Source organism: Paenibacillus campinasensis, from assembly GCF_002272015.1.
Classification (GTDB): domain Bacteria; phylum Bacillota; class Bacilli; order Paenibacillales; family Paenibacillaceae; genus Paenibacillus_AQ; species Paenibacillus_AQ campinasensis.
Genome location: NZ_NPBY01000045.1, coordinates 26,196 through 49,882 on the forward strand (window position 1 = coordinate 26,196; position 23,687 = coordinate 49,882).

At 53.4% G+C, this 23,687-nt stretch carries 20 protein-coding genes; 13 read left to right on the forward strand and 7 right to left on the reverse strand.

The window, feature by feature from the left end; genetic code table 11:
* The first annotated feature begins 769 nt into the window (after positions 1–769).
* The gene (locus tag CHH67_RS14515) at positions 770–1,228 is read left to right on the forward strand and encodes an SAM-dependent methyltransferase (protein WP_095265912.1); all 459 of its coding nucleotides are present in this window, start codon (positions 770–772) and stop codon (positions 1,226–1,228) included.
* 104 nt (positions 1,229–1,332) lie between these two features.
* Here the strand turns inward: CHH67_RS14515 and CHH67_RS27070 are convergent, their stop codons facing one another.
* Entirely contained in the window at positions 1,333–1,455 is a 123-nt protein-coding gene (locus tag CHH67_RS27070) for a hypothetical protein (RefSeq protein ID WP_255223038.1), read from the reverse strand.
* 162 nt (positions 1,456–1,617) lie between these two features.
* Positions 1,618–2,076, reverse strand: coding sequence for a DinB family protein (locus tag CHH67_RS14520; RefSeq protein ID WP_095265913.1), 459 nt, complete (start codon positions 2,074–2,076; stop codon positions 1,618–1,620).
* Positions 2,077–2,388: 312 nt separating this feature from the next.
* Here CHH67_RS14520 and CHH67_RS14525 point away from each other — a divergent pair, with 312 nt between their 5' ends.
* The 10 genes from CHH67_RS14525 to CHH67_RS14570 all read left to right on the forward strand — a co-directional run bounded on the left by CHH67_RS14525 (position 2,389) and on the right by CHH67_RS14570 (position 16,347).
* Positions 2,389–4,134, forward strand: a complete 1,746-nt coding sequence (locus tag CHH67_RS14525; RefSeq protein ID WP_095266045.1) for an ABC transporter ATP-binding protein — start codon at positions 2,389–2,391, stop codon at positions 4,132–4,134.
* Positions 4,131–5,966 (forward strand): ABC transporter ATP-binding protein, encoded by a 1,836-nt coding sequence (locus CHH67_RS14530; protein WP_095265914.1) that lies wholly within the window; start codon positions 4,131–4,133, stop codon positions 5,964–5,966. The genes CHH67_RS14525 and CHH67_RS14530 overlap by 4 nt, the downstream gene beginning before the upstream one ends.
* A 387-nt stretch (positions 5,967–6,353) precedes the next feature.
* Positions 6,354–7,928 carry a catalase gene (locus CHH67_RS14535; RefSeq protein ID WP_095265915.1) on the forward strand — a complete coding sequence of 525 codons (1,575 nt, stop codon included), beginning with the start codon at positions 6,354–6,356 and terminating at the stop codon, positions 7,926–7,928.
* Positions 7,929–8,245: 317 nt separating this feature from the next.
* A complete protein-coding gene (locus CHH67_RS14540) occupies positions 8,246–9,280 on the forward strand; it encodes a LacI family DNA-binding transcriptional regulator (protein WP_179292132.1) in 1,035 nt (344 codons plus the stop codon).
* A gap of 76 nt (positions 9,281–9,356) precedes the next feature.
* Positions 9,357–11,366, forward strand: a complete 2,010-nt coding sequence (locus tag CHH67_RS14545; RefSeq protein ID WP_095265917.1) for an ABC transporter substrate-binding protein — start codon at positions 9,357–9,359, stop codon at positions 11,364–11,366.
* A gap of 124 nt (positions 11,367–11,490) precedes the next feature.
* Positions 11,491–12,489, forward strand: a complete 999-nt coding sequence (locus CHH67_RS14550; protein WP_095265918.1) for an ABC transporter permease — start codon at positions 11,491–11,493, stop codon at positions 12,487–12,489.
* A 2-nt stretch (positions 12,490–12,491) separates the two neighbouring features.
* The gene (locus CHH67_RS14555) at positions 12,492–13,736 is read left to right on the forward strand and encodes an ABC transporter permease (RefSeq protein ID WP_244908204.1); all 1,245 of its coding nucleotides are present in this window, start codon (positions 12,492–12,494) and stop codon (positions 13,734–13,736) included.
* On the forward strand, positions 13,736–14,821 hold the full coding sequence (locus CHH67_RS14560) for an ABC transporter ATP-binding protein (RefSeq protein WP_095266047.1): 1,086 nt from the start codon (positions 13,736–13,738) through the stop codon (positions 14,819–14,821). Before CHH67_RS14555 ends, CHH67_RS14560 begins: the two co-directional genes overlap by 1 nt.
* A complete protein-coding gene (locus tag CHH67_RS14565) occupies positions 14,814–15,842 on the forward strand; it encodes an ABC transporter ATP-binding protein (protein ID WP_095265919.1) in 1,029 nt (342 codons plus the stop codon). Before CHH67_RS14560 ends, CHH67_RS14565 begins: the two co-directional genes overlap by 8 nt.
* A gap of 229 nt (positions 15,843–16,071) precedes the next feature.
* A complete protein-coding gene (locus tag CHH67_RS14570; RefSeq protein ID WP_095265920.1) occupies positions 16,072–16,347 on the forward strand; it encodes a phage holin family protein in 276 nt (91 codons plus the stop codon).
* 60 nt (positions 16,348–16,407) lie between these two features.
* Here CHH67_RS14570 and CHH67_RS14575 read toward each other — a convergent pair whose 3' ends face one another.
* Positions 16,408–16,638 carry a hypothetical protein gene (locus tag CHH67_RS14575; RefSeq protein ID WP_095265921.1) on the reverse strand — a complete coding sequence of 77 codons (231 nt, stop codon included), beginning with the start codon at positions 16,636–16,638 and terminating at the stop codon, positions 16,408–16,410.
* A 3-nt stretch (positions 16,639–16,641) separates the two neighbouring features.
* The gene (locus CHH67_RS14580; RefSeq protein WP_095265922.1) at positions 16,642–17,211 is read right to left on the reverse strand and encodes a 5' nucleotidase, NT5C type; all 570 of its coding nucleotides are present in this window, start codon (positions 17,209–17,211) and stop codon (positions 16,642–16,644) included.
* 134 nt (positions 17,212–17,345) lie between these two features.
* Here CHH67_RS14580 and CHH67_RS14585 point away from each other — a divergent pair, with 134 nt between their 5' ends.
* Positions 17,346–17,885 (forward strand): GNAT family N-acetyltransferase, encoded by a 540-nt coding sequence (locus CHH67_RS14585; protein ID WP_095265923.1) that lies wholly within the window; start codon positions 17,346–17,348, stop codon positions 17,883–17,885.
* 121 nt (positions 17,886–18,006) lie between these two features.
* Entirely contained in the window at positions 18,007–19,068 is a 1,062-nt protein-coding gene (locus CHH67_RS14590) for an NAD(P)-dependent alcohol dehydrogenase (RefSeq protein ID WP_095265924.1), read from the forward strand.
* Between the two features lie 118 nt (positions 19,069–19,186).
* On the opposite strand, the gene CHH67_RS14595 is transcribed toward CHH67_RS14590, so the two are convergent.
* From CHH67_RS14595 to CHH67_RS14605, 3 genes are all read right to left on the reverse strand, one after another.
* The gene (locus CHH67_RS14595) at positions 19,187–22,096 is read right to left on the reverse strand and encodes a WIAG-tail domain (protein ID WP_095265925.1); all 2,910 of its coding nucleotides are present in this window, start codon (positions 22,094–22,096) and stop codon (positions 19,187–19,189) included.
* A 489-nt stretch (positions 22,097–22,585) separates the two neighbouring features.
* The gene (gene tatC, locus CHH67_RS14600) at positions 22,586–23,362 is read right to left on the reverse strand and encodes a twin-arginine translocase subunit TatC (RefSeq protein WP_095265926.1); all 777 of its coding nucleotides are present in this window, start codon (positions 23,360–23,362) and stop codon (positions 22,586–22,588) included.
* Positions 23,363–23,393: 31 nt separating this feature from the next.
* A complete protein-coding gene (locus CHH67_RS14605) occupies positions 23,394–23,645 on the reverse strand; it encodes a MerR family transcriptional regulator (protein WP_095265927.1) in 252 nt (83 codons plus the stop codon).
* Positions 23,646–23,687 lie beyond the last annotated feature (42 nt).

Here is a 23,687-nt window from a genome sequence, read left to right on the forward strand (position 1 = left end):
AACGGACGAACGTCGGTGCTAATTTGCGTCAAAATACGGAGCCTTCTACGAATAACGTAGAAGGTTTTTTATTATGGGGACAGACCCGCGTGAAGGGTTCTTTTTCGTTTTATGCTCAGAGGAAGTATAGTAAAATATAGCCATTATCTAAACTGTTCACTGTGCGAGACGGAGAATCCTCTGCCAAGTTTATAGGATTTCTTAACGGCATCTTTATACAACTCCCACTGTAATATCAGAAATGTGAATTCTACGGAGAATAGCATGGGATGGGAGACTACGGTATCATCACGCAGCGTGTACGTTTAAATATGCGGAGTAAAATCTGCTAAAAGACGGTCGATTACATGTATTGGGGAACTTTTGAATATGATTCGGCTCAATTCTGCCTAAATGGTCACATAGCTAATGGTACTATCAAACGCTACGCATCACACGCTAAGACATTCTGTGATTATTAGGACATCCTTTCAGTTCACACTGATTCTCATTAAGCACCTTCGGGTGCTTTTTCTTTTTCTCGGATGACGAAAATATAAGCCTGCTTGCGAGTGTGTTTACCCTAGAACGAACCTAACACAAAATACTGAGAAGCTTCTACATATATGCTGCGAGTGCTGCGAGTAATTATTGTATGTGATTATATTTACCAATCGTAACCACCCCAAACAGAACCTCAATTCATGTTATAATCTGGAAGAGTCGGATCCCCGATTCTTTTTCCATGTATCATGATAGTAAATGCTAAGTGACTGAAGGAGGACGCGTGATGTTTGAAATGCAGCCGATTGGAACGGTCTACAATGAAAGAAAAGCGGTAGAGGATGATCACTGGGGAAATATCATTTCCGAGATCAAACTTGATGATCATTGGGAGGAAAGCTGTCTGGATGGCATTGAAAGCTTTAGCCATTTGGAAATTTTCTATAGGTTTCATCTTGTGAAAGACGAAAGCATTCAATACACGGCCAGACATCCGAGGAATAACGAAAGTTTCCCCAAGGTGGGCATCTTCGCACAACGTGGCAAGAACCGTCCTAACAAGCTGGGGGCAACGATGGTGGAAGTGGTCAGAAGAGAAGGGCGCTCGGTGTTCGTGAAGGGGCTTGACGCGATTGACGGCACCCCGGTTGTGGACATCAAGCCTGTGATGAAGGAGTTTCTTCCGAAGGGCGACATTAGACAGCCGGACTGGGCTACCGAAATTATGAAACGCTACTGGGAGTAACCACAGGGATATAGCAGGGTGCCACATTACTCTGAGCATGACAGTAAAAAAAGTGACCGCTACAGCTACAGAGCTTTAGCGCGATCACTTTTTTTGCTGATGCCTCATTTCAGCAGCTTCATAATCCACCGCGGTATATAGGTTACAGCTTCTAATATGATGGTGGTGTAATCGCCCCATCGTTCCACCCACGCTCTGTTAAACTTTCTCCAGTTCCACTTCATCATCTCATCCCCTTGCTTTGAATTGGATGCAGCAGGTTCGTAGAAGATTGACATTATCCCTATTCATATCCATACGTAGATTAAAATAGAAGGTGGCGGAAAAAAGACCGCTTCGTCCTCACCCAGCCTGAAGAAATGTTTACGACTTACAGCACTGCTATACAGCTAGAACAGTGGACCGCCAAAGCCATTTAACCGGGCGATGAGGCCGATTTGACCGATGTGATACGTCTCATGGTCATAGATATGATGGAAGATCCAGCGCATCGTTGGCGGGGATGGCGGCTGCCATCCATCTGAGTAAGTCGGCAGGGGGAGGACGGGATCGGATTCGCTGAACTTGAGTGAGTCAAGCACACGATCGGTTCGATGCCGGATATCGATATAGGCTTGAAGCAGCTGCTCGGGGGTGTCCAGTTTTCCGGGTAGCGTTAACTCCCCTTGCAGCCCAATGACATGAATCCAATCGTCCTCGCTGCGAGCGATATGTTCGATGATCCATGCAATGGAGTTCGGATGGTCGCGATGCACCGCATACCATTGGTCCTCGCTGAGCAGCTGCAAATAAGGAATAAGCACTTTACGAGCATCGTTGCGATAAGGAAAGAAACTTGAAAGGTTCATCTTTAGTCTCCTGGGAATATGATTTGAGTCTCATTCTATCAAATGAACACGGCAAAGTCACATAGCAAGATCACTTCTACAAAACCGAACGTATGTGCTATAATGAATGGAAACGACTGGGGGGCGGTATGCCCTCCGCTCGGTAAAGGCTTCAACAGTCTCGCTTTAGCTGGAGCATCGATCGGAGAAAATGTTCATAATTATTTTTTACCTATTCAATGTGACCGGCTATCGTGTAGACTGATCATAATTTCGGCTTTATGACAACAAGGAGAGCCGGCACTATTTTGCATACATATGGGGGTGGGCGATATGCCCAAACAAGAGAAGCTGTCGATGTCATGGCTGCTTCGGTATTTAAAGCCGGTTAAGGGCAGGCTGACGATCCTGCTCATTCTGCTGCTGTCCTCCACCGGACTTCAGCTGATTCATCCGCAGATTATTCAACGCTTTATCGATTCGGCTGTCGGCGGGGATGGGATGTCCATCCTGCTTCGTCTTGCGGGCCTGTTCTTGATAGTGGCGGTGGTGAACCAGCTGATCACGGTAGCGGTCAGTTATCTCGGCAACGACGTATCGTGGCGGGCAACGAACCGGCTTCGCGGTGATTTGCTCAGGCACTGCCTGAAGCTGGATATGCGGTTTCACAACGTGAAAACGCCAGGGGAAATGATTGAACGGGTTGACGGGGATGTTACGAATATTTCGAACTTTTTTGCGATGTTTATTGTTCAGGTCATCGGAAGCTTTGTGCTGCTTGCAGGCATCCTAGGCTTCATGTTTACCGTTAATGTGCCGATCGCCCTGGTGATGACGGTATTCACACTTGCGGCGGTGCTGTTCATGATGTTTATCCGCAATCTGGGAGTGCAGTCCTCGAAGTCGGAGCGCGAGGCGAGCGCTTCACTCTTCGGGCTGATCGAGGAGCGCATTGCCGGAATTGAGGATGTTCAGGCCAACGGCCATGTGCCGTATGTGATGAATCGATTTCATCGCCTGATGCGTACGGTATTTCTGCGAGGGCGCAAAGCGTGGATGCTGCGTGTGGTGCCGTGGAATACAACCGTCGTGCTGTTTGCGCTGTCGGTGACGGCCGTGCTACTGCTCGGGGTGCACAACTACATTATTGGAGAGCTTACGCTGGGCACCTTGTTTCTGATCTACCAATACACCCAGATGCTGAATGATCCGATTGAGATGCTTGGCGATCAGGTTCAGGAGTTCCAGAAGGCGAAGTCGGGCATGCTTCGTTCCAGAGAGCTGCTGGCGAACCGGAGCGAGATTGTGGACGGGGAGCTGGATGAGCTGCCGGAGGGTCCACTTGGCCTGGAGTTTGAAGGAGTTCACTTCCGTTATAACGAGGATAAACCGGTTCTGCAGGACGTTACGTTCGCTGTGAAGCCGGGTGAGCGCCTGGGCATTATCGGGCGCACAGGCAGCGGCAAGTCAAGCCTCAGCCGGGTGCTGCTTCGTCTGTATAACATCGATCGCGGAGTCATTCGGGTCGGCGGAACGGATATCACGAAGCTGAAACTTCCTGCCCTGTATAAACGGGTGGGGATGGTGACGCAGGACGTGCAGCTGTTTGATGGGACACTGCGCGACAATCTGACGCTGTTTAACAGCGACATTCCGGATGCGTATATATTGGAAACGACAGAGCAGCTTGGCCTGCGTCACTGGATTGACGAACAGCCCGAGGGCTTGGATACTCATCTGGCGGCGGGCGGCGCCTCGCTGTCTGCCGGGGAAGCGCAGCTGTTCGCCTTGACCCGGGTCTTTCTGACCCAGCCGAGTCTGGTCATTCTGGATGAGCCGTCATCCCGGCTGGATGCAGCTACGGAAAGCGTGCTTCAGGAAGCGGTGGAGCGATTGATGAGCCAGTGCACAGGGATCGTGATTGCCCACCGTCTTGCGACACTGGAGCAAGTGGACAAAATTATGGTGCTTGGCGATGGGCGAATTCTCGAATTCGGTGACCGCAAGGCGCTTGCGAATAACCCGGATTCACATTATGCCAGATTGCTGGCCAGTGGAAGAGAGGAGGAGCTTGCATGACGGTTGCCGGTTTTATCGGCCGTTTATTTCGGTTTCGGCCGCTGTTGTTTCTGATCAACGGCGTGCTGTGGTGCATATTCCATTCCCTGCCGCTGGCGATCGGCCTCGGGATGCAGTGGTTTTTCGACCGAGTCGCGGCGAGCACAGATACGACGCCATACATGTGGCTGGCTGTGCCGCTGATTATGATCGCTGCTGTGAGGCTAGTACGGGTCGGTGCGTTTTTTGCGGCGTTCTATAAATGGGTGACCTATATCTATCATATCCAGGCCATTCTGAGAACGAATATGCTGGCCGGCATTATGCGCTGGCCGGGACGCAACCTGCCGGCTTCGCCGGGGGAAGCGATGAGTCGGTTCCGCGATGATGTCGAGGAAGTGGTAGAGTATGTGGAATCATGGGTGGATTTCTGGGGGCGGTTCGTGTTTGCGGTCGTGTCCGTGATCATTATGGCTAATATTAACTGGCAGATTATGCTCGTATCCGTTCTGCCGCTCGTCATTGTTACAATGCTGAACAATCTGTCCGGCAACCGGGCGCGGCGTTATGGGCAGATGAACCGGGAAGCGACGGGGCGGATCACCAGCTTCATCGCGGAAACATTCGGTGCGGTACAGGCGCTGAAGCTGGGTCAGGCGGAGGATCGGGTACATGACCGTTTTGCCAAGCTGAACGAAGACCGGCGGCAGGCGGCCCTCAAGGACAATCTGTTCAAGCAGTGGATGAGGTCACTCAATCAGCATGTGATTGCGATCTCTACGGGACTTATCCTGCTGATGTGCGCATCCGAAATGCAGGCCGGGCGGTTTAGTGTCGGGGATTTCGCACTGTTCACGACCTATCTGGCCAACATCGGATTCAGTATCTCGCTGTTCGGTTACATGGTGTTTCAGCACAAGCGGCTCAAGGTGTCGTTTGAACGGATGCGGAAGCTGTTCCGGCCTGGCGAAGAGGACATGATCATGGAATTCAGGGAGACCTATCTGTCCAAGGAGCCGCCGCAGCCTGCGGTTTCCGTCAGGGAGCCACAGGACCGGCTGCAAAGTCTGGAGGTCAGCGGACTGTCCTACCGCTACCCGGGATCGGATAACGGGATTACCGATATCAGCTTCCAGCTGGAGCGGGGCAAGTTCCTCGTAGTAACCGGGCGCATCGGCTCAGGCAAGTCGACGCTCGTGCGGACCTTGCTCGGCTTGCTGCCGAAGCAGGAGGGCTCCATTCGCTGGAACGGACATGAGGTGGACCCGGCGACGTTCCTGATGCCGCCGAGAGCGGCTTATACTCCGCAGGTTCCGCGTCTATTCAGCGATACGCTCAGAGAGAACATTGTGCAAGGGAAACAGGGCGATGCAGAAGCGGAGCTTGCACGCTCGATCCGCCTGTCCGTCATGGATAAGGATATTCGCGATCTGGACCGGGGGCTTGAGACGTTTGTCGGGCCAAGGGGCGTTATGCTGTCAGGCGGACAGATCCAGCGGTCGGCGACAGCGCGGATGCTGATGACAGGCGCAGACTTGTTCATTTTCGATGATCTGTCCAGCGCGCTGGATGTGGAGACAGAGCAGCAGGTGTGGGAAGGGCTGTTTCGGGAGCAGGACGTCACCTGTATTGCCGTATCCCACCGCCGCGCGGCATTGTCCAAGGCGGATCATATCATCGTCCTGAAGGACGGCCGGATCGAAGCGGAAGGCAGCCTGAATGAGCTCCTTGCCTCAAGCGAGGAGATGCGGCTGCTGTGGGACGGCGAGCTGTCGGACGAGAAGACGTCCGGTGAAAGCACGCCTGGTGTCCCGGACGCGCAAGATCCAGGCAAGGTGAAAGTGAATAGCTAAGTGAATCATTATGTGAATTATGAACGGCACCATATCCTATCATCATCAGTATATGACGGATCTAGCGGCCTTTCCCCGAGCCCGGGGGAAGGCCGCTTTTTAGATATGACAGGAGGTGATAATCCAAGTCAGAAGTATACCGGTTCGGAAGGGCGCTCTCTTCCGCCTCGAGATAGCCCCCGATCACTCCTGCTTAGGCAGAAAGGGTCGGGGCTTTTTTAGCTGCTGGTGGTCGATCCAAGCTCCCCTGTCCTTCGTGTTTATGGGCTGCCATCAACGATTGTCATAGGAAGGTTTAAATTTCGGACAATTAGTGTACTACTTGTAGTATAGATGCTAATAAACATAATCTAACAATCGAATCCCAAATGAGAGGAGCATTTTCACGTGGATGGTAACAAACCAAAGCAGGATGAGGACAATCTGACATTAACCACGAGACAGGGCCATCCGGTACGGGATAATCAAAATATCCGGACCGTTGGCAATCGGGGCCCAAGCACGCTGGAGAACTATCACTTTCTGGAGAAGATGTCGCACTTTGATCGCGAGCGTATTCCAGAGCGGGTGGTCCATGCGCGGGGTGCGGGTGCTCATGGCGTGTTTACCGCCTATGGCAAGGTAGGAGACGAACCGGTCTCCAAATACACACGTGCAAAGCTGTTCCAGGAGGCGGGCAAGGAAACGCCTGTTTTTGTGCGTTTTTCGACCGTTATTCATGGGGGGCATTCCCCGGAAACACTGCGTGATCCTCGCGGATTTGCTACCAAATTTTATACGGAGGACGGAAACTGGGATCTGGTTGGCAACAACCTGAAGATTTTCTTTATCCGTGATCCGCTCAAATTTCCGGATATGGTGCATGCCTTTAAACCGGACCCGATTACGAATGTTCAGGATATGCAGCGCTTCTTCGATTTTGTTTCAATGAGCCCGGAAGCGACCCATATGATTACCTTCCTGTTCTCGCCATGGGGGATTCCGGCCAACTATCGGCAGATGCAGGGTTCCGGCGTCAACACTTACAAATGGGTCAATGCGGAAGGTAAGGCCGTGCTGGTGAAATACCACTGGGAGCCGCTCAAGCAGGGCATCAAAAACCTGACTCAGGCCGAGGCGAATGAGATTCAGGCGAAGAGCTTCAATCATGCTACGCTTGATCTTTATGAAGCGATTGAGCGCGGCGACTATCCGGAATGGGAGCTGTGCGTTCAGATTATGGAGGACGGAGAGCATCCGGAGCTGGATTTTGACCCGCTGGATGACACGAAGCTGTGGCCAACGGACAAGTTTCCGTTCCTGCCAGTCGGCAAGATGACGCTCAACCGCAACCCCGAGGACTACTTCACGGAGGTGGAACAGTCTGCGTTCGGTACGGGCGTATTGGTGGACGGTCTGGACTTCTCGGATGACAAAATGCTGCAGGGCCGCACATTCTCCTACTCGGATACACAGCGTTACCGGGTAGGCGCCAACTATTTGCAGCTGCCGATCAATGCGCCGAAGACGCATGTGGCCACGAACCAAAGCGGTGGACAGATGCAGTATAAGGTCGATCGCGCGCCAGGCCAGAACCCGCATGTCAACTATGAGCCGTCTTCTATGGGCGGGCTTCAGGAGGCGCCTAAGCCAGGCAAAGACCATGAGCCGGAATATAACGCCAGACTTGTGCGTGAGCCGATTGACCGTCAGAACAACTTCGGTCAGGCGGGTGAGACGTATCGCTCCTTCGAGCCATGGGAGCAGGATGAGCTGATTGCGAACCTGGTGGATGCGCTCAGCCAGTGCAAGCAGGATATTCGCGAGCGGATGATTTCCTACTTTACCCAGGCCGATCCGGAATACGGACGCCGTGTAAAGGAAGGCCTGGAGAACGTGGGCGATATCGAAAGCGGCCAGATCGACCCGCAGCAGGGTGTCGATCTGTCGCATGAGAAAGGCAAGGAAGCTGATCCGTATTAAGCATCGGCTTAAATGAAGCGTGAACCGGTACCGGTGATCATACCAACCCCGCCGTCAGGGATATTCCCTGGCGGTTTTTGTCGTTTGCGGGAAGCACGGCGTTTACGTTTGTTTTCGTCATGGAAGCATCTGGATAAACCTTTGTTGCAGCAACGATTCCACCTGAGACCGTGCTTTTCTCAATGAAACTAGTTTACAAAATGAAGCAATAGTTATGCTGCAAATTTTACGGTGAATTGAACTAGATAAACATTCTGAAAACACGGGATTTACAAAACCAGTTTAATATGGAATGCGAAGTGGAGGAAAAAAATGTTATGGCAAACATGGGTGACGTAGCAAAAGATGCCGGTGTATCGAAGAGCACCGTATCCAATGTGTTTAGCGGGAAACGTTCGATCAGTGAGGCGGTGAGACAGCGGGTGCTTGAATCGGCCAATCGGCTGAATTACAGGCCCAATTACTTTGCGAGAAGCATGGTGACGAAGGAAACGCGAATTATCGGGCTGGTCATGGACAGCCGAAAGGTCAAGTTTAACCAGTACAACTTGTCGTTCATCAACGGCGTGCTCCGGGAATGCAGCTCGCAGGGCTACAGACTGTTGATCGATACACTCCCCAGCTCGTTCCGCAACAAGGTGACGCAGATGACTTCGGAGCCGGTAGACGGGGAGATCATTCTGGACCCGCTTACGGTGGACGAGCGTGTGGAGGAGCGGGTGAAGTCCGGACGGCTGATGACGATCATCGGGAAACCGCCGCGTAAATACGAAGCCGCGCTTCCTTATGTGAACAACGACAATGTTCAGGCAGCGGAAACGGCAACATCCTATCTGCTGGAGCTGGGGCATCGGAACATCCTGATGATTAATGCCGTGAAGAAGCATACCGTGAGCCAGGACCGCAAAGCCGGATTCATGCTGTCATACAGCAAGCGCGGCTTGTCGCCGGACGAGGAACTGATCGTGTATCGCGATGATGCTGTAAGCTCGGCAGAATTCGGATACCGCACGGTGATGAAATGGATGGAGAAGTTCCCGGATATTACGGCGGTGATTGCGGACACAGACCAGATTGCCCTTGGCGTATACCGGGCGGCGATGGAACTGGGCCTAAGCATACCGGATGACCTGTCGGTGATTGCGTTTAACAACGATACCGTATATCCTGGCGAATTCCATCCCCCATTAACGAGCGTGGAGCTCAATGGCGAGATTTTGGGGCAGGAGGCAGCCAAGCTGCTGATTGAGCAGCTGGTGGCCAAGAACAAGCTGGTGAAGCAGGTAACCATTCAGAGCAGACTCGTGCTCCGGGCGTCCTGCGGCCCGATTAAGCAAGGTTTTCCCGTCTGACTTACCCTGCCCTGGTGGAGCAGCTCGACGTGAAAATAGATAAGTTCAATCAATGCATATTGGGAGGGAGATTCAATTGCGTCAAAAGTTAAGCTTAATCGGTTTGGTTGTACTGCTGATGCTTTCCACATTGACTGCCTGTATGGGCGGAGACAGCGGAACGGCAGGCAACAACAGCACGGTGGAAAGCCAGCAGACTGATAATACAACCGCTACGGCGGAAGCTGCCACAGCTCAAATTCCGGACATTAAGAGCGCGGCGGAGCTGACAAGCTTCCAGGAAGCTCCAATGCTGGCCGAGCTGGTCCAGGCCGGTACTTTGGAGCCGGTTGAGGCACGGATGCCGGTTAAAGAGGACATTATGATCGAGCCGGTATACGAGGAAATCGGAAAGTACGGCGGAGAATGGAACTTCCCGTGGAACGGGCCGGATGACAAGTGGGGAATCGGCATGGCCACCGAGGAAGCGATGTTCCGCTTTACGGAGGACGGCAGCGGCGTGGAGCCGAACGTAGCGAAAGGCTATGATGTCAATGCGGATTCAACCGAGTTCACGATCTATCTTCGCGAAGGCATGAGATGGTCCGACGGCGTGCCGTTTACGGCCGATGATGTCGTGTTCTACTGGGAGCATATGCTGATTCCTGAGACGTTCAGTAAAGCGCTGTATGACTGCTACTATTCGGTGGATCCGGTGACGGGCGAGAAAGCGCGCGCTGACGTAACTAAAGTGGACGATTACACGGTCAAAGTGACGTTCAAGCATCCGAATGTCATGTTCCTGGAGCGCCTGGCAATTGATAACAAATGGTTCTTTGCTCCGGCGCATTATTACAAAACCGTTCTTCCTGAGTTCATCGGGGAGCAGAAGGCGCTGGAAGTGGCCAAGGAATACGGGTTTGAGGACCTGAACACCCTGGGCATGTGGACAGGCTACTACTACTGGCTCTACCCGCAGCGTCCAACCCTTCGCGCATGGGTAGCCAAAAACGATATGAACAGCGACCGGTTTATTATGGAGCGCAACCCGTATTTCTTCAAAGTGGATGCCGCAGGCAATCAACTGCCGTATATGGATCGCATTGTCCTGACGAAAATGCAAGATCCGAGCCATAAGCTGCTTGAGACGATGGCCGGCAAGATAGAGATTACAACATTTGGCTTTACGGATTTCACGGTGCTTAAAGAAAATGAGCAAAAAGGCGACTATCGGGTCATTCAATGGACCACCCCAAGCTGGTCCAGCACGGGCGTGCAATTGAATCAGACGACAGAAGATCCGAAACTGCGCGAGCTGTTCCAGGACATCCGTTTCCGTGAGGCGCTGTCGGTAGCGGTGGACCGCAGGGAAATTTCGGAGATGATCACTAACGGTCTCGGTGAGCCGATCCAGGCTTCGGTGCCGGAAGGGCTGCCGAACGAGCAGGCGGGATGGGCGCAGCAGTGGGCGGAATACGACACGGCGCGTGCAGAGCAGCTGCTGGATGACATCGGATTGAAATGGGATGCGGAGCGCAAATTCCGCACATTCGCGGACGGATCGAACCTGACGTTAACCATCTATCAGGAAGATACGGCAGATGATCCGCGGTTTATCGAACTGCTGCGCAAGTACTATCAGGCGGTTGGAATTCGCACAGATGTCAAAATTGTGGATCAGGGAAGTTATTTTGATCTGAAATATGCCAATAAAATTCCGGTATCCGTCAAGTCGGTCAACATTGTAAGCCTGTCTTACCGTCCGGACGAGCTGGTTCCGCTTCGCGTCATTACGCCTTGGTTCGGTCATTACGGACTGTTCACGTCTTCCGGAGGCAAGGAAGGGGTTAAGCCTGAAGGCGATGTTGCGAAGATTCTGGAACTGTGGGATAAGGTCAAGGGCTCCAAGACGAGAGAAGAAGTTCAGGAGTGGACTGACGAAATCGTCAAGCTGCATCAGAAGAACCAGTGGGTCATCGGCTACAGCGGCCCTACACCGGTGCTCGTCGTGGCTAAGAACAACCTGAGAAACGTGCCTTCGCTTGTGTTCTCGGATGAATTCCGCGGCATCGGCCATGCGCATCCGGCCCAGTTCTTCCTGAAGTAATTCGTTTCGTCTAACCGAATAACTACAAGCCAGGGAGAGCTACAGCTTAGGCGGCTGCATGTTCTTCTCCCTGGCTGATTTTTTTGAAATACGAGATGTAAGGAAAGGAGCGGCATAGCCCCCTATGATTCGGTATATTGCCAAGCGCACGCTGGTGATGATCCCTGTGTCACTTGCAGTTTCCATGATTGTTTTCTTCATCATTCAGCTCCCTCCGGGAGACTTTATCAGCGGTTATGCAGCGAAAATGTCGGCTAGCGGAGAAGTGATGGACGCGCAGGCGCTCGCGAAGCTCCGTGAAAACTATGGGCTGGATCGGCCGTGGTATACGCAATATTTTTCCTGGATATGGGGGATTCTGACCAGCGGTGACTTTGGATACTCCCTGAGCTATAACCGTCCGGTGTCGGAGATTATCGGCCAGTACATGGGCATCACCGTTATTATTTCTTTGGCAACGATGATTTTTACGTACGTGGTTGCTATTCCGATCGGCATTCTAAGTGCTGTTAAGAAGTATTCCTTTTTTGATTATTTCGCAACCGGGGTCGGATTCCTGGGCATGGCGACGCCAAACTTTTTGTTTGCGATCATTCTGATGTTCCTATCCTTTCAATGGTGGGGCGATCCGATGCTTGGACTGTTCTCTCCCGAATTTGCCGATGCGCCGTGGACGGCCGCGAAATGGATGGATTTGCTGAAACATATGATCATTCCGGTCATCGTGATCGGAACGTCCAACACATGCGAGCTGATTCGGGTCATGCGGGGGCAGATGCTGGATGAGATGTCCAAGCCGCATATCGTGACCGCGCGTGCCAAGGGGCTTCCCGAGTGGAAGATCCTGCTCAAATATTCGATGCGTGCAGCGGTGAATCCGGTGATCAGCACGATCGGGTGGTCGCTGACAACGATCTTTACAGGCTCGACGATTACGGCTATTGTGCTGAATCTGCCGACCCAAGGGCCGATTATGCATCGGGCGCTGCTCAGTCAGGATATGTATCTGGCGGGAAGCTGGCTGCTGTTGATGGCGATATTCACCCTGATTGGCACCCTGTTGTCAGATATACTGCTGGCCTGGCTGGACCCACGAATCCGGCTGGATCGGAAGGAGGCATAACGGTGGCACAGTTGAAGTTGATACAACGCTGGCAGGGCAGACATCACCGCAAGACCGGACAAGACGGCTTGAACGGAAAGCCGGGCGAAGAACTGGGCAACGCGTCCCACTGGAGGCTCATGCTGCGCGAGCTCAAACGCCACAAGCTGGCCCGCATCAGTCTGATCGTGCTGGCTGCGCTCTATACCGTGGCGCTGTTCGGCGCATTTATCGCACCGCAGGGACTGGAGAGCTATAACAGCGAGTATATGAACAGCCCGCCGACCAAGGTCCGGTTTGTGGATGAGCAAGGCAAATTTCATTGGCAGCCTTTTGTGTACGGCCTGAAATCCGAGCGTGATCCGGAGACGCTTCGCAAGCGATTCGTTGAGGATACAGCCGAGAAGTACAAGATCAAGCTGTTCAGCAGAGGGGAAAGCTATTCCTTCCTCGGCCTGTTCCGGACAGATATCCATCTGTTCGGCGTGGAAGAACCGGGAAGAATCTTTCTGTTCGGTACAGACGGCATGGGCCGCGATCTCTTCTCCCGGGTTGTGCTCGGCAGTCAGGTCTCGCTGACGGTACCGCTCGTTGGCGTCAGCATCAGTTTTATACTCGGTCTGTTGATCGGGGGCATATCGGGCTATGCGGGTGGGCGCGTGGATGCGGTCATTCAGCGTTTCATTGACATCGTGCGCTCTTTCCCGACGTTGCCGCTGTGGATGGCGCTGGCTGCGGCGATTCCACCCGGCGTTGGGGTGGTGGAGATGTTCTTCTATATCACCATCATTATGGCCTTTATTGAATGGACGGGGCTTGCGAGGGTCGTGCGAAGCAAATTCATCGCGCTCCGGGGTGAGGACTATGTGGCCGCAGCGAAAATTGCGGGTGTCAGCGATATTAAAATCATTTTTGTGCATCTGATTCCAGGCTTCATCAGCTATCTGGTCGTAGCGGCTACGCTGGCCATTCCCGGCATGATTATCGGGGAGACGGCAATGAGCTTTCTCGGCCTGGGCATTCGTTCTCCGGCTACGAGCTGGGGGGTGCTGATGCAGGAGGCACAGCAGATTGAAAATGTGGCCCTGTATCCGTGGAAGCTGATTCCGCTGCTGTTCGTAATTATGACAGTGCTGGCGTTCAACTTCCTCGGGGATGGGCTGCGCGATGCGGCCGACCCGCACAGCCACAGTCATAGGCCGGCATCCGTCAAGGGAAAGGAGAAGCGCAGATGGTTCAAACGGAAGCACAACAATCAGGCAGCCTAATGCGGGCAGCATCGCCCCTGCCTGGAGCAAGGAAGGCGCTGGAAGTAAGAAACCTCCGGGTGGGCTTTCCTACGGAGGAGGGCATGGTTCAGGCTGTCGGCGGCATTGATCTGGAGATCGAGCGCGGGCGTACGCTGGCGCTGGTAGGGGAATCGGGCTGCGGCAAAAGCGTGACAGGGCGGGCGCTGATGGCATTGCAGCCGAAGCATGCCGAGGTGTCGGGAGAGATCTGGCTGACGCCGGGACGGCAAGAAGCACAGCTGGATAGAAGGCTGCGTGCCAGCAGCGAGAACGGCTCCTTCAACCTGCTCCAATTCAAGCCTGGCGGCAAGGAGATGCGCCACGTGCGCGGAGGCTTGATCTCGATGATCTTTCAGGAGCCGATGACGGCGCTGTCCCCGCTGCATACGATTGGAGACCAGATCATGGAGAATATTCTCCTGCATCGCACGAAGAACCGCAAGGAAGCGCGGAGCATTGCCCTGGAAATGATGGAGCGGGTCGGCATCGGCAATGCCCAGCGGCGGCTTGATCAGTACCCGCATGAATTCTCGGGCGGGATGCGCCAGCGGGCGATGATTGCGATGGCGCTGTCCTGTCAGCCGGCGCTGCTGATTGCCGACGAGCCAACCACGGCGCTGGATGTGACGATCCAGGCGCAGGTGCTGGAGCTGATGAAGCAGCTTCAGCATGAGCTCGGCATGGCGATTCTGTTCATTACGCATGATCTTGGCGTTGTGGCGGAAACGGCGGATGAAGTGGCTGTCATGTACTTGGGACGGATTGTGGAACGCGCTCCGGTGCGAGAGCTGTTCCGCAATCCGAAGCACCCGTATACGAAAGGGCTGATGCGTTCCATTCCTCGCATCGGCGGCGTCGGAGGCCGGCTCGCCTCGATTGAGGGCACGGTGCCGCTTCCGCTCAATCGCCCGCCGATGTGCGGCTTCTATGAGCGCTGCTCCGAGCGCATCGAGGGGGTCTGCAACCGGCAGGATGTGCCGGAGAGCGATGCCGGCCCTGGACATAAGGTCCGTTGTTTCCTGTACAGCGAACCGGAGAAGAAAGGGGACAATCCGCATGAATGATAGGATGCTTCAAGTGGAAGGGCTGACGAAACAGTACCGGGGACAGCGCAGATCCGAATGGATTCGGGCGGTATCGGACGTATCCTTCGATATTAGACGAGGGGAGGTCATCAGCCTCGTCGGAGAGTCCGGCTGCGGCAAAACAACGCTTGGCCGCTGTCTGGTCCGCGGGCTGAAGGCGAGCGAGGGCCGCTGCATGTATTATCCGGAGGAGGGCGCGCCTGTCGATATTGTGTCTGCAGGTCATCGGGAATTCAAACGGGTGCGCAAGGACATCCAGCTGATTTTTCAGGACCCGTACTCTTCGCTTAACCCGCGAATGACCGTCTTTGATATTATTAGCGAGCCCTTGCGGGCCAATTTCAAGCTGAGCCGCCGCGAGCTGGAGGAGCGGGTCGCCTCCATCGCCGAGAAGACCGGCCTGAATCCGTCCTACTTGCAGCGGTACCCGCACGCCTTCTCCGGCGGTCAACGGCAGCGCATCGGCATCGCCCGGGCGCTCGTGACCAATCCGAAGCTGGTCGTGTGTGATGAAGCGGTATCGGCGCTGGACGTCTCGATCCAGGCTCAGATTATGAATCTGCTCAAGGATCTGCAGGAGCAGCTTCAGATGACCTACCTGTTCATCTCGCATGATCTGTCGGTTGTAGAGCATCTGTCCGACCGTGTTGCGGTGATGTATCTCGGACGGATTGTGGAGCTGGCCCCGAAATCGGAGCTGTTCACAAGACCCCGACATCCTTATACCGAGGCGCTGCTGTCGGCGGTGCCGATTCCGGACCCAGACGGCAAGCGCGAGCGGATTCTGCTTGACGGGGAAGTGCCCAATCCGGCCGCTCCCCCGTCCGGCTGTTCGTTCCATCCGCGCTGCAGCTACCGGACCGAGCGCTGTGCGCTGGAGCAGCCGAAGCTGCGGGAGATTGCCCCAGGGCATCTGGCAGCATGCCATTATGCAGAGGAACTGATGCTTCGCAGCACCCATGAACAAGTCAAAGAGAACGTGACCTCTGAAGCAGGATAAGCTGTAATAAGGCAGCCGGTTACGTTGTATTCGGACTGTATGTTCGCCGGGTGGCGACCATGAGGAAACGGATTGATGGCCGGTCCAGCGTCCTGTTTCTATCAAAATTCGGAATAATCCCGCCAAGGTTCCGCATACTCTACTAATAGTCTGATATCTATTCGGACAAACGATAGTTTTGCCGCATAGAATATGAAGAGACTCAAGGCATAGAAGGGCAGGGATACCGATGGAATGGGGCATTATCTTTCAATTGATTGATCCTCGGCTGTTCATGGTGGTTGCCGCCTGTTGGGTTATCGGTTATGTGCTGAAGCAGACACCGAGAGTTCCGAATTGGAGCATCGTTTATGTGGTGATCATCGTATCGATTCTGCTTACAGTCGAACTGATCGGCTGGAGCGTGGAGAGCGTTATACAAGGCATTCTTGCGGGGGCTTTTGCGGTGTTTGGTCATCAGGCGGTGAAGCAGACGGCGGAAGCGATCACCCGACTAAGAAAATAGCACCGGCAAGCACAAAAAGCGCGCGATCCTGCAGGGATCTGCGCGCTTTTTGGACAGGGGCTAGATGCGCTGAAACATGACGGTGTCACGGTTATAGCTTGTTCGGGAGCCGGATGCCACATTTCGTACATGCACGACTTCGGAGGAATAGCCTTCGATAAAGCCGCGTTCGATTTCGATATATACACCTGCGGGGTCTTCCTCCCAGACCGTAACGAGCGTCTCCGACAGCGCGGCGGTAAAAAAGTGAATATCCTGCGAGAGGTATTGGCCATTGCGCTCTATAGTCATCGCTTACTCCCTCCCGTCCGGCTTCTCGGACAGCAATTCCCCGACCAGCTCATACATGCCGTCCCACGAGTCTTTGAGCACATAATCCTTCTGGATATGCGCATTCCACGGCCTCGGAATCAGGATAGTCTGCTTGCCGGCCTCTCTGGCGGCGATCACATTATGAGGACCGTCGTCAATGAGAAGATCGAAATCAACTAAATATTTGCGTTTGGCTACAAAAAAATTGTCATACGGAATAAATGGCAGGTGCTGCTGCATCCATTTCCACTTCTCGGGAACCGAGGACGGGCGCGCGGCGGTGATGACGATCACATCATAGTCGGTCATCATCTTCCGAATTTCCTCTACGGTATGCTCATCAAATATGTCGAGCTCCTCATACAGTCCGGGTCTGCCGAAAAACACATCCTCGGTGCACTGCGGATGCCAGATGCCATGCAGGTTGAAGCTTGTAATGTGTTCCATGGCCAGCTGAGGCTGATCGTACTGGGCATTGTGATAGCTGATCGCTTTCGGGATGAGGTGGCAGATCGTATCGTCCATGTCGATGGCCACGATTTTTTTACTCATAATTACGCTCCTGTAATAACTCAACATAATGGTGATTTTCCGTTATTGTAACGGATGGAAGAGACCAAAGGCAAACGTTGTCTGATATAATGAAATACATGAGTTGAGAGAATAGTATATCTAAAGGAGAGTTCATGTATACAGATCAAGAATTGACTATCCGCCCGATCGGCGAGCCGGATTTATATCATCTATGGACCTTAATTTATAAGGAAGAACAGCCGGAGTGGAAGAAATGGGATGCTCCCTATTACCCGCATAAGACGATGAGCTATGAAGAATTTCTGACCTCTGCCGACAAATGGGTACAGGCCGACGATTTCTGGGTTATTGAAGTGGACGGCGCAGTCAGGGGGACCGTCTCTTATTATTGGGAGCACGAGCCCTCCCGCTGGCTGGAGATGGGCATTGTACTCTATGAGAATGAATCATGGGGAAGAGGACTGGGAACCCGGGCGTTAAAGTTATGGATGGCTCATTTGTTCCGGACATTGCCGCTGGTTCGGGTTGGCATTACCACCTGGTCAGGCAATGAGCGAATGATGCGGGTTGGAGACAAGCTGGGCATGCAGATGGAGGCCAGAATTCGCAAAGTCCGTTATTACAACGGACATTACTATGACTCGATCCGGATGGGGATTTTGCGGGAGGAGTGGCTTCAGCTGCAAGGATAGGATAGAACGTTCCGATGCCGGGGCGTGATTTCGCAAGGCAAGCCGCAAGTCTGACGAAGTGAATCCGGATCGTGTAGAATGGAGAAGAAAGCGATTACTTTACCGAAAGGTGGGGGAATGTATGTCACAGCAACCAATGATGTCTGCGGCGGTGCTTGACCGTCCGTTGTCGATCGAAGTCAAGCAGGTGCCTGTTCCTGAGCCAAAGCCTGACGAGGCGCTGATACGGGTCCATTGTATTGGCATCTGCGGCTCGGATGTCCATTATTATGAGCATGGACGAATTGGAAGATATGAAGTGAAGGAACCGCTTATTCTAGGGCATGAGCTGGCCGGGGTCGTTGTTCGGACAGGGGAGAACGTGACGAACGTTGCGCCTGGAGACCGGGTAGCCGTAGAGCCAGGTGTTACTTGCGGGAGATGCTCATATTGCAAAAGCGGAAGATATAACCTGTGCCCCGACGTTGTCTTTATGGCTACCCCGCCTGTAGATGGGGCGTGGGCGGAATATGTTGCGGTACGAAGCGATTTCCTGTTCCGCTTGCCGGATGAGATGAGCTTTGAGGAAGGGGCGTTGCTGGAACCGCTCTCGGTAGGCATCCATGCGGTGCGGCGGGGCCGCATACGCCCTGAGGATCGGGTGTTGGTGCTCGGCCTAGGCCCGATCGGCCTGCTTGCCATACAGGCTGCCCGGATGGCTGGCGCATCGGCCGTGTACGGCAGCGATGTGGTGGAATTCCGCCGGAAGCTGGCGCTGCAGATGGGAGCGGCCGGCGTCATCGATCCGCAGCAAGACGATGTGAGCGAACGGATCCAGGAAGTAACCGGCGGCGGGGGCATCGACCTGGTTATCGAGACATCGGGCAATGCGGGAGCGATTGCAGGCTCGATCGGTTATGTCAATCGCGGAGGCCGGATCGTGCTGGTCGGCTTGCCGACCCGGGATGCCATTCCCGTGGATATCGGCGCGCTGGTCGATGCCGAACTGGACGTGCACGGCGTGTTTCGTTATGTGAACACATACCCTGCTGCGATCCGGATGCTGGAAGGCGGTAGTCACCGGATTCGAGATATCATTACACATCAATTTTCGCTGAACGAGATCAAGGAAGCGATCGAGCTTGCCAGAACCCAGAAGGACAGCAGTGTGAAGGTGATGATCTACCCTCATTCAACTTCATGACGAAAGAGACGAACGGAAGGAATTCGATACGTAAGCTTGTTAAAGATTGATGGATCCTAGATATAAAAGAACAGGCATGCTTCCCAAAAAAGGAAGCATGCCTGTTGCTTTAGAGAATTCATGAGCAGGGACCGACAGCAATCCAGGAGATAAACCCATAGGATAGATTGCAGTCCGGCTGCCGTACAACCTCCAGTTCAGCGGTGTGCTTATGTTGAGATTTGATAGAGAACTGGAAGCCGAGGTTATTGCTCATTCCAACGATAACATAGTTGATGTCAGCAAAAGGCTCGTCGAAATTCACGTTTACGTTGATCTGAGTTTCCGTTCCGGTCAGAACAAACGGTGTGATGCCGAACTGCTGGAGCTTTGCCTGCCCCCCTGTTGTACTGCGGATAGGAGGGAAGGTTAGGTGTTCGAAGGAAACGATGTCCTTGTTCAGATGCTGGCCTGAAACAGCGCCTTCTGCCAGATGCTTGCTGTCGACAGCTCCCTCGGATATATGCTGCGACGTAATGGTACCTGCTGTCATGTGATGGGCCTGGATCGCCCCGGATGCGATATGGTTATCCTTAATCTCCCCGTCTTGCACATGCTGAGCCATAATGGATTGGTCTCCAATATGCGGGGAGAACACACTGCCTGCTTGCAGATGCTCTGAGGCTATCGAGCCCGGACGGATCTTGCCGCTGCTGACAGCATGGTCCTGCAGATTGTCTTCAGCCACAGATCCAAGGGAAAGGTGGATGTTCGAGATCGACTGAGGTGCAAGCTTAGTTCCTTGTATGCTGGCATCGGCATAATGCTCTGGAGAACGAAGCTCATCGGCAAGGTGCTCCAAGGTGATGGCTTGCTTCTGTAAGTGGGGGCCGCTGATGGAGTTCTGTGCAATATGCGCTCCGCTGATGGCTTCCCTTTCGATATGGCTGCCGTTCACGGCTTGAGGAGCGATCTTATCCGAGCTGATTGCACCGTTCTGAATAGCTTCTCCAGCGACAGATTCCGCAGACAGGTGAGTGCCTTCGATCGCATGGGCGGCTATTTTGTCTTTAGTAATGCTGCCTTCTGCCAGCTTGGAGGACGTAACGGCCAGATCGGCAAGCTTGTCGGTTGATACGCTTTCCGGGGACAGCTTCAAGGAAGTGACTGCATAATCTGTTAGGTGACGCGGAAATACAGCACCCTCCCCAATCAGGGATTCCGTAACCGCGCCAAGCGAAATCTTCTCTGAGGTGATCGAGCCGTCGGCAAGCGCACTGGTCTTCACGCTCCCCTGCTGCATATGCCGGCTTTCAATGGTCTCGTCTGCGATATGCCACCCTTGCACAGCCTGCTCCTGAATCGAACCCGAGCCGACACTGCCGATGTTCAGATGATGTTCCTTGATGGATTGCTTAGTGATGTGCTCTGAGGTGACGCCTTCTGGAGCGATATTAGTTCCACCGACGGATCCGAAAGCCAGCTTGCTGGCGGTCACACTTCCCGAGGCGAGCTTATCTTCGCTGACGGCCCCTTGTTTAAGGTGCTGGTCGGCTATAGCTGCATCCGCGATGTGGCGCTCTTCAATCGCCTTTGGCTGAATGGCGTTCCTATTGACGCTATTATTTCCGAAGTGGGCCGGAAGAAGGCTTCCCTCGGCGATATGGGCAGAGCCGATTGCGTTTACTGTCAAGTGCTGAGTCTGAATCGATTGCGGCGCTATATGGGCGGCCTCGACCGATCCTTTGGCCAGATGTCGGGCTTGAACCGCTTCGTTAGCAATTTTCTGCGGCAGAATGCTCTGGTCGGCAATTTTCGAAGCTGTTACCGCATGCTCCACCAACTTAATGGTTCCGACGGACTGATCCGCCAGCTTCGGACTCGTCACGCTGGCATTTCCGAGATGACTGCTGAGTATGGCCTCGTTGCTGATTTGCTCCGAACCGACCGAGCCCTTCTGAATTTGTTCAGGTCCGATGGATCCTTTGGCCAGGTGGACGGATTGAATGGCTCCGTTCTGGATGTGAGGGGATTGCACGGCTTCCTCGGCTATTTGCGCCGGACCGATGCATTCGGGAGCCAGGTGCTCGCGGTTCACGGCGCCATGCCCAAGATGGTCTCCATGGATGGATTGAGCCGTAATATGGCTGCTGCCGATAGCTCCCGGTTCGATTTTGTCCCCGGTTACGGCGAAGTCGCGAATTTTGGAGGTCGTTACCGCCTGTTCTGCGAGCTTGGAGTTATGGACCGCCCCGTTTGCCAGATGGCGTGTCTCCACTGCGCTCGAAGCGATTTTGTCGTTGGTTACGGCTTGATCATCCAGAATTTCGCTTGTAATAAGCAATTGGCTGATATGACGGGCGGTAATGCTGCCGTCAGCGATTTTGTCCCCCGTGACGGCGCGGTCTGCCAGCTTCTGAGAGGTGATGCTGCTATCCTTTATTTTACTTGTGTTAATCGAGTTGTCCCGAAGTTTGCGAGTGGATAGGGATCCGTCAACGATATGTTCACCCGAAATGGACAAAGGAGCGATTTTCCCGGATGTTATCGTGCCTTCGGCTAAATGAACGCTGGTGATCGCATAATCTTGGATTGCTTCTGAGCCAATGGCCCCGGGCGCTAATTTTGACGCAGAAATTGCATGGGGAGCGATTCGGCTCTCGGTGACGGCAAACTCGCCGATATCCTCGGTGAATATGAAAGCTTCCTTCAGCTCTGGCATTTGTTTCTCAGCCAGTATCTTTTGGACCGGCTTCTCTCCTTCTACCGCGGATTCCGCCTCCTGGTTCAGAACTGATTTGGATTCGCTCCGGTCTCTGTCTAGTATACTTACATCGAACCCAATACCCGATTCATTGTCGAAATGTTCATGCTCGACAACCTGCTCTTCGGCTACGGCCGCTCCCATAATCTTTGCAGGCTTCTCCTGTCTATGGACCGGTGTCATTCCATTGCCCAGAAAATCCAACTCCCTTGTATTGGCATCGACGATATATCGTTTATCTGGCGTTGAGGCCGAAGAGGGCTTCTGCTTTTTTCTTTTTTTCAAGGCTGCTCGCTCCTTTTCGAAAATACGGTTATCTTCGGTATCATATGCACGCTAGTGGGCCGCTGTCACCGTGAGGAACTCGCATATATTCATAATTTTCCACTTATAAAATGAAAGGACCCGGCGAATTCGCCGGGTCCAGCATGTTGCGCTTATCCATGCGCTATGAAATTTAACCCCTGCCCCTCCCATGACGGGTGTTCAGACGGTTCCGTGTTAGAAGTTCATATCAGGAAGACAGCTTCCAAAACAACAAAAGCCCTGCCTCTCTTTCGTCCTTGCGGCTCCGATGACCGCTCCAGTGTGAATCAGAAAACGTTCCAATAAAACTCATACTTGTTGGGTTATTAAATAGGAATTTTACACTTCGTGATAGTTATAGAATTAACCTTGTTGAGGAACTTACGGGGTTAAACTTCGGATAACAATTACTTATTATACACTATACTCTGCTCAAAAAGCAAATCGGGGTCTTATGCTCCGCTGAATCTATGCGGTTTGACCCGCATGATCGGCCGGATCCGGCTGCAGCTGCAACTGCTCCCGTGCGATCTGCCTGCGGTGCATTCTGTGTGCCAGCCAGGCGCTCAGCTCGTACAGGGCGATTAGCGGTATGGCGACGAGCAGATGAGATACCAGGTCCGGTGGCGAGATGAGCGCGGCGATGATGACAAGGACCAGGTAGGCGTAACGGCGCATCGTTCTGAGAAGCGCGGGCTGAAGCAGACCGATCCGGGTGAGGAACAGCACGACGACCGGCAGCTCAAACGCAAGGGACAGCGGAATCACAATGCTGATCATGAAGCCGAAGTACTGGGACACCCCGTACGTTTCAGCTAGGTTCAGCTGGGCGTTGATGCTGCCCGTGAAGGCAAGACTCATCGGGAAAACGACAAAGTAAGCAAAAGAAATCCCGGCCACGAAGCACACAGCCGAAAACGGAACAAAGCGCAGTGTTGCGGACTTCTCCTGCCTGCTCAAGCCCTCCTGTACAAACCGCCAGGTCTGGTAGAATGCAAACGGCAGGGTCGGGGCCAGCGAGAGCACCATTGCAATGCTCATATAGATTCGAAGGCCGTCCCAGGGGGAGAAGGCATTCCAATTCACCTGAAAGGCGGGCGAGTGCAGCTTGAGAAAGCTTAGAAGATGCGGCGCGGCAGCCAGCCCGATGCCCATCGACAGCACGAACACCAGCAGGATTAGCAGGATCCGCTTTCTAAGCTCGGCGATGTGCTCCAGGATCGTCATCGTTTTGTTGTGCTCCATCAGGCTCTCCCTCCTTTATCATTTTCAGTTTTCAGCGGTACGCCGGCGCACAGCGCTTGGTTTTTGGCGAGATTATTTCTTTCAGTTCAAATGTATTAAATCCCTCCTGCATCTTTTGGTGGATTTCCTGCAATTTTTGCACATCCTCAAAGGAATAGCGCCGATTCCCTCCTTTCGTGCGGGCTGGAAATACCAGCTTTCGCTCCTCGTAGTAACGAATTTGCCTTTCCGACAGCCCGGTTAACTCACACACTACCCCGATGCTCATGACCTTACTTTCCATTCATATTACCTCCTGTGTAACTATTATTAACCCAAACGGAAG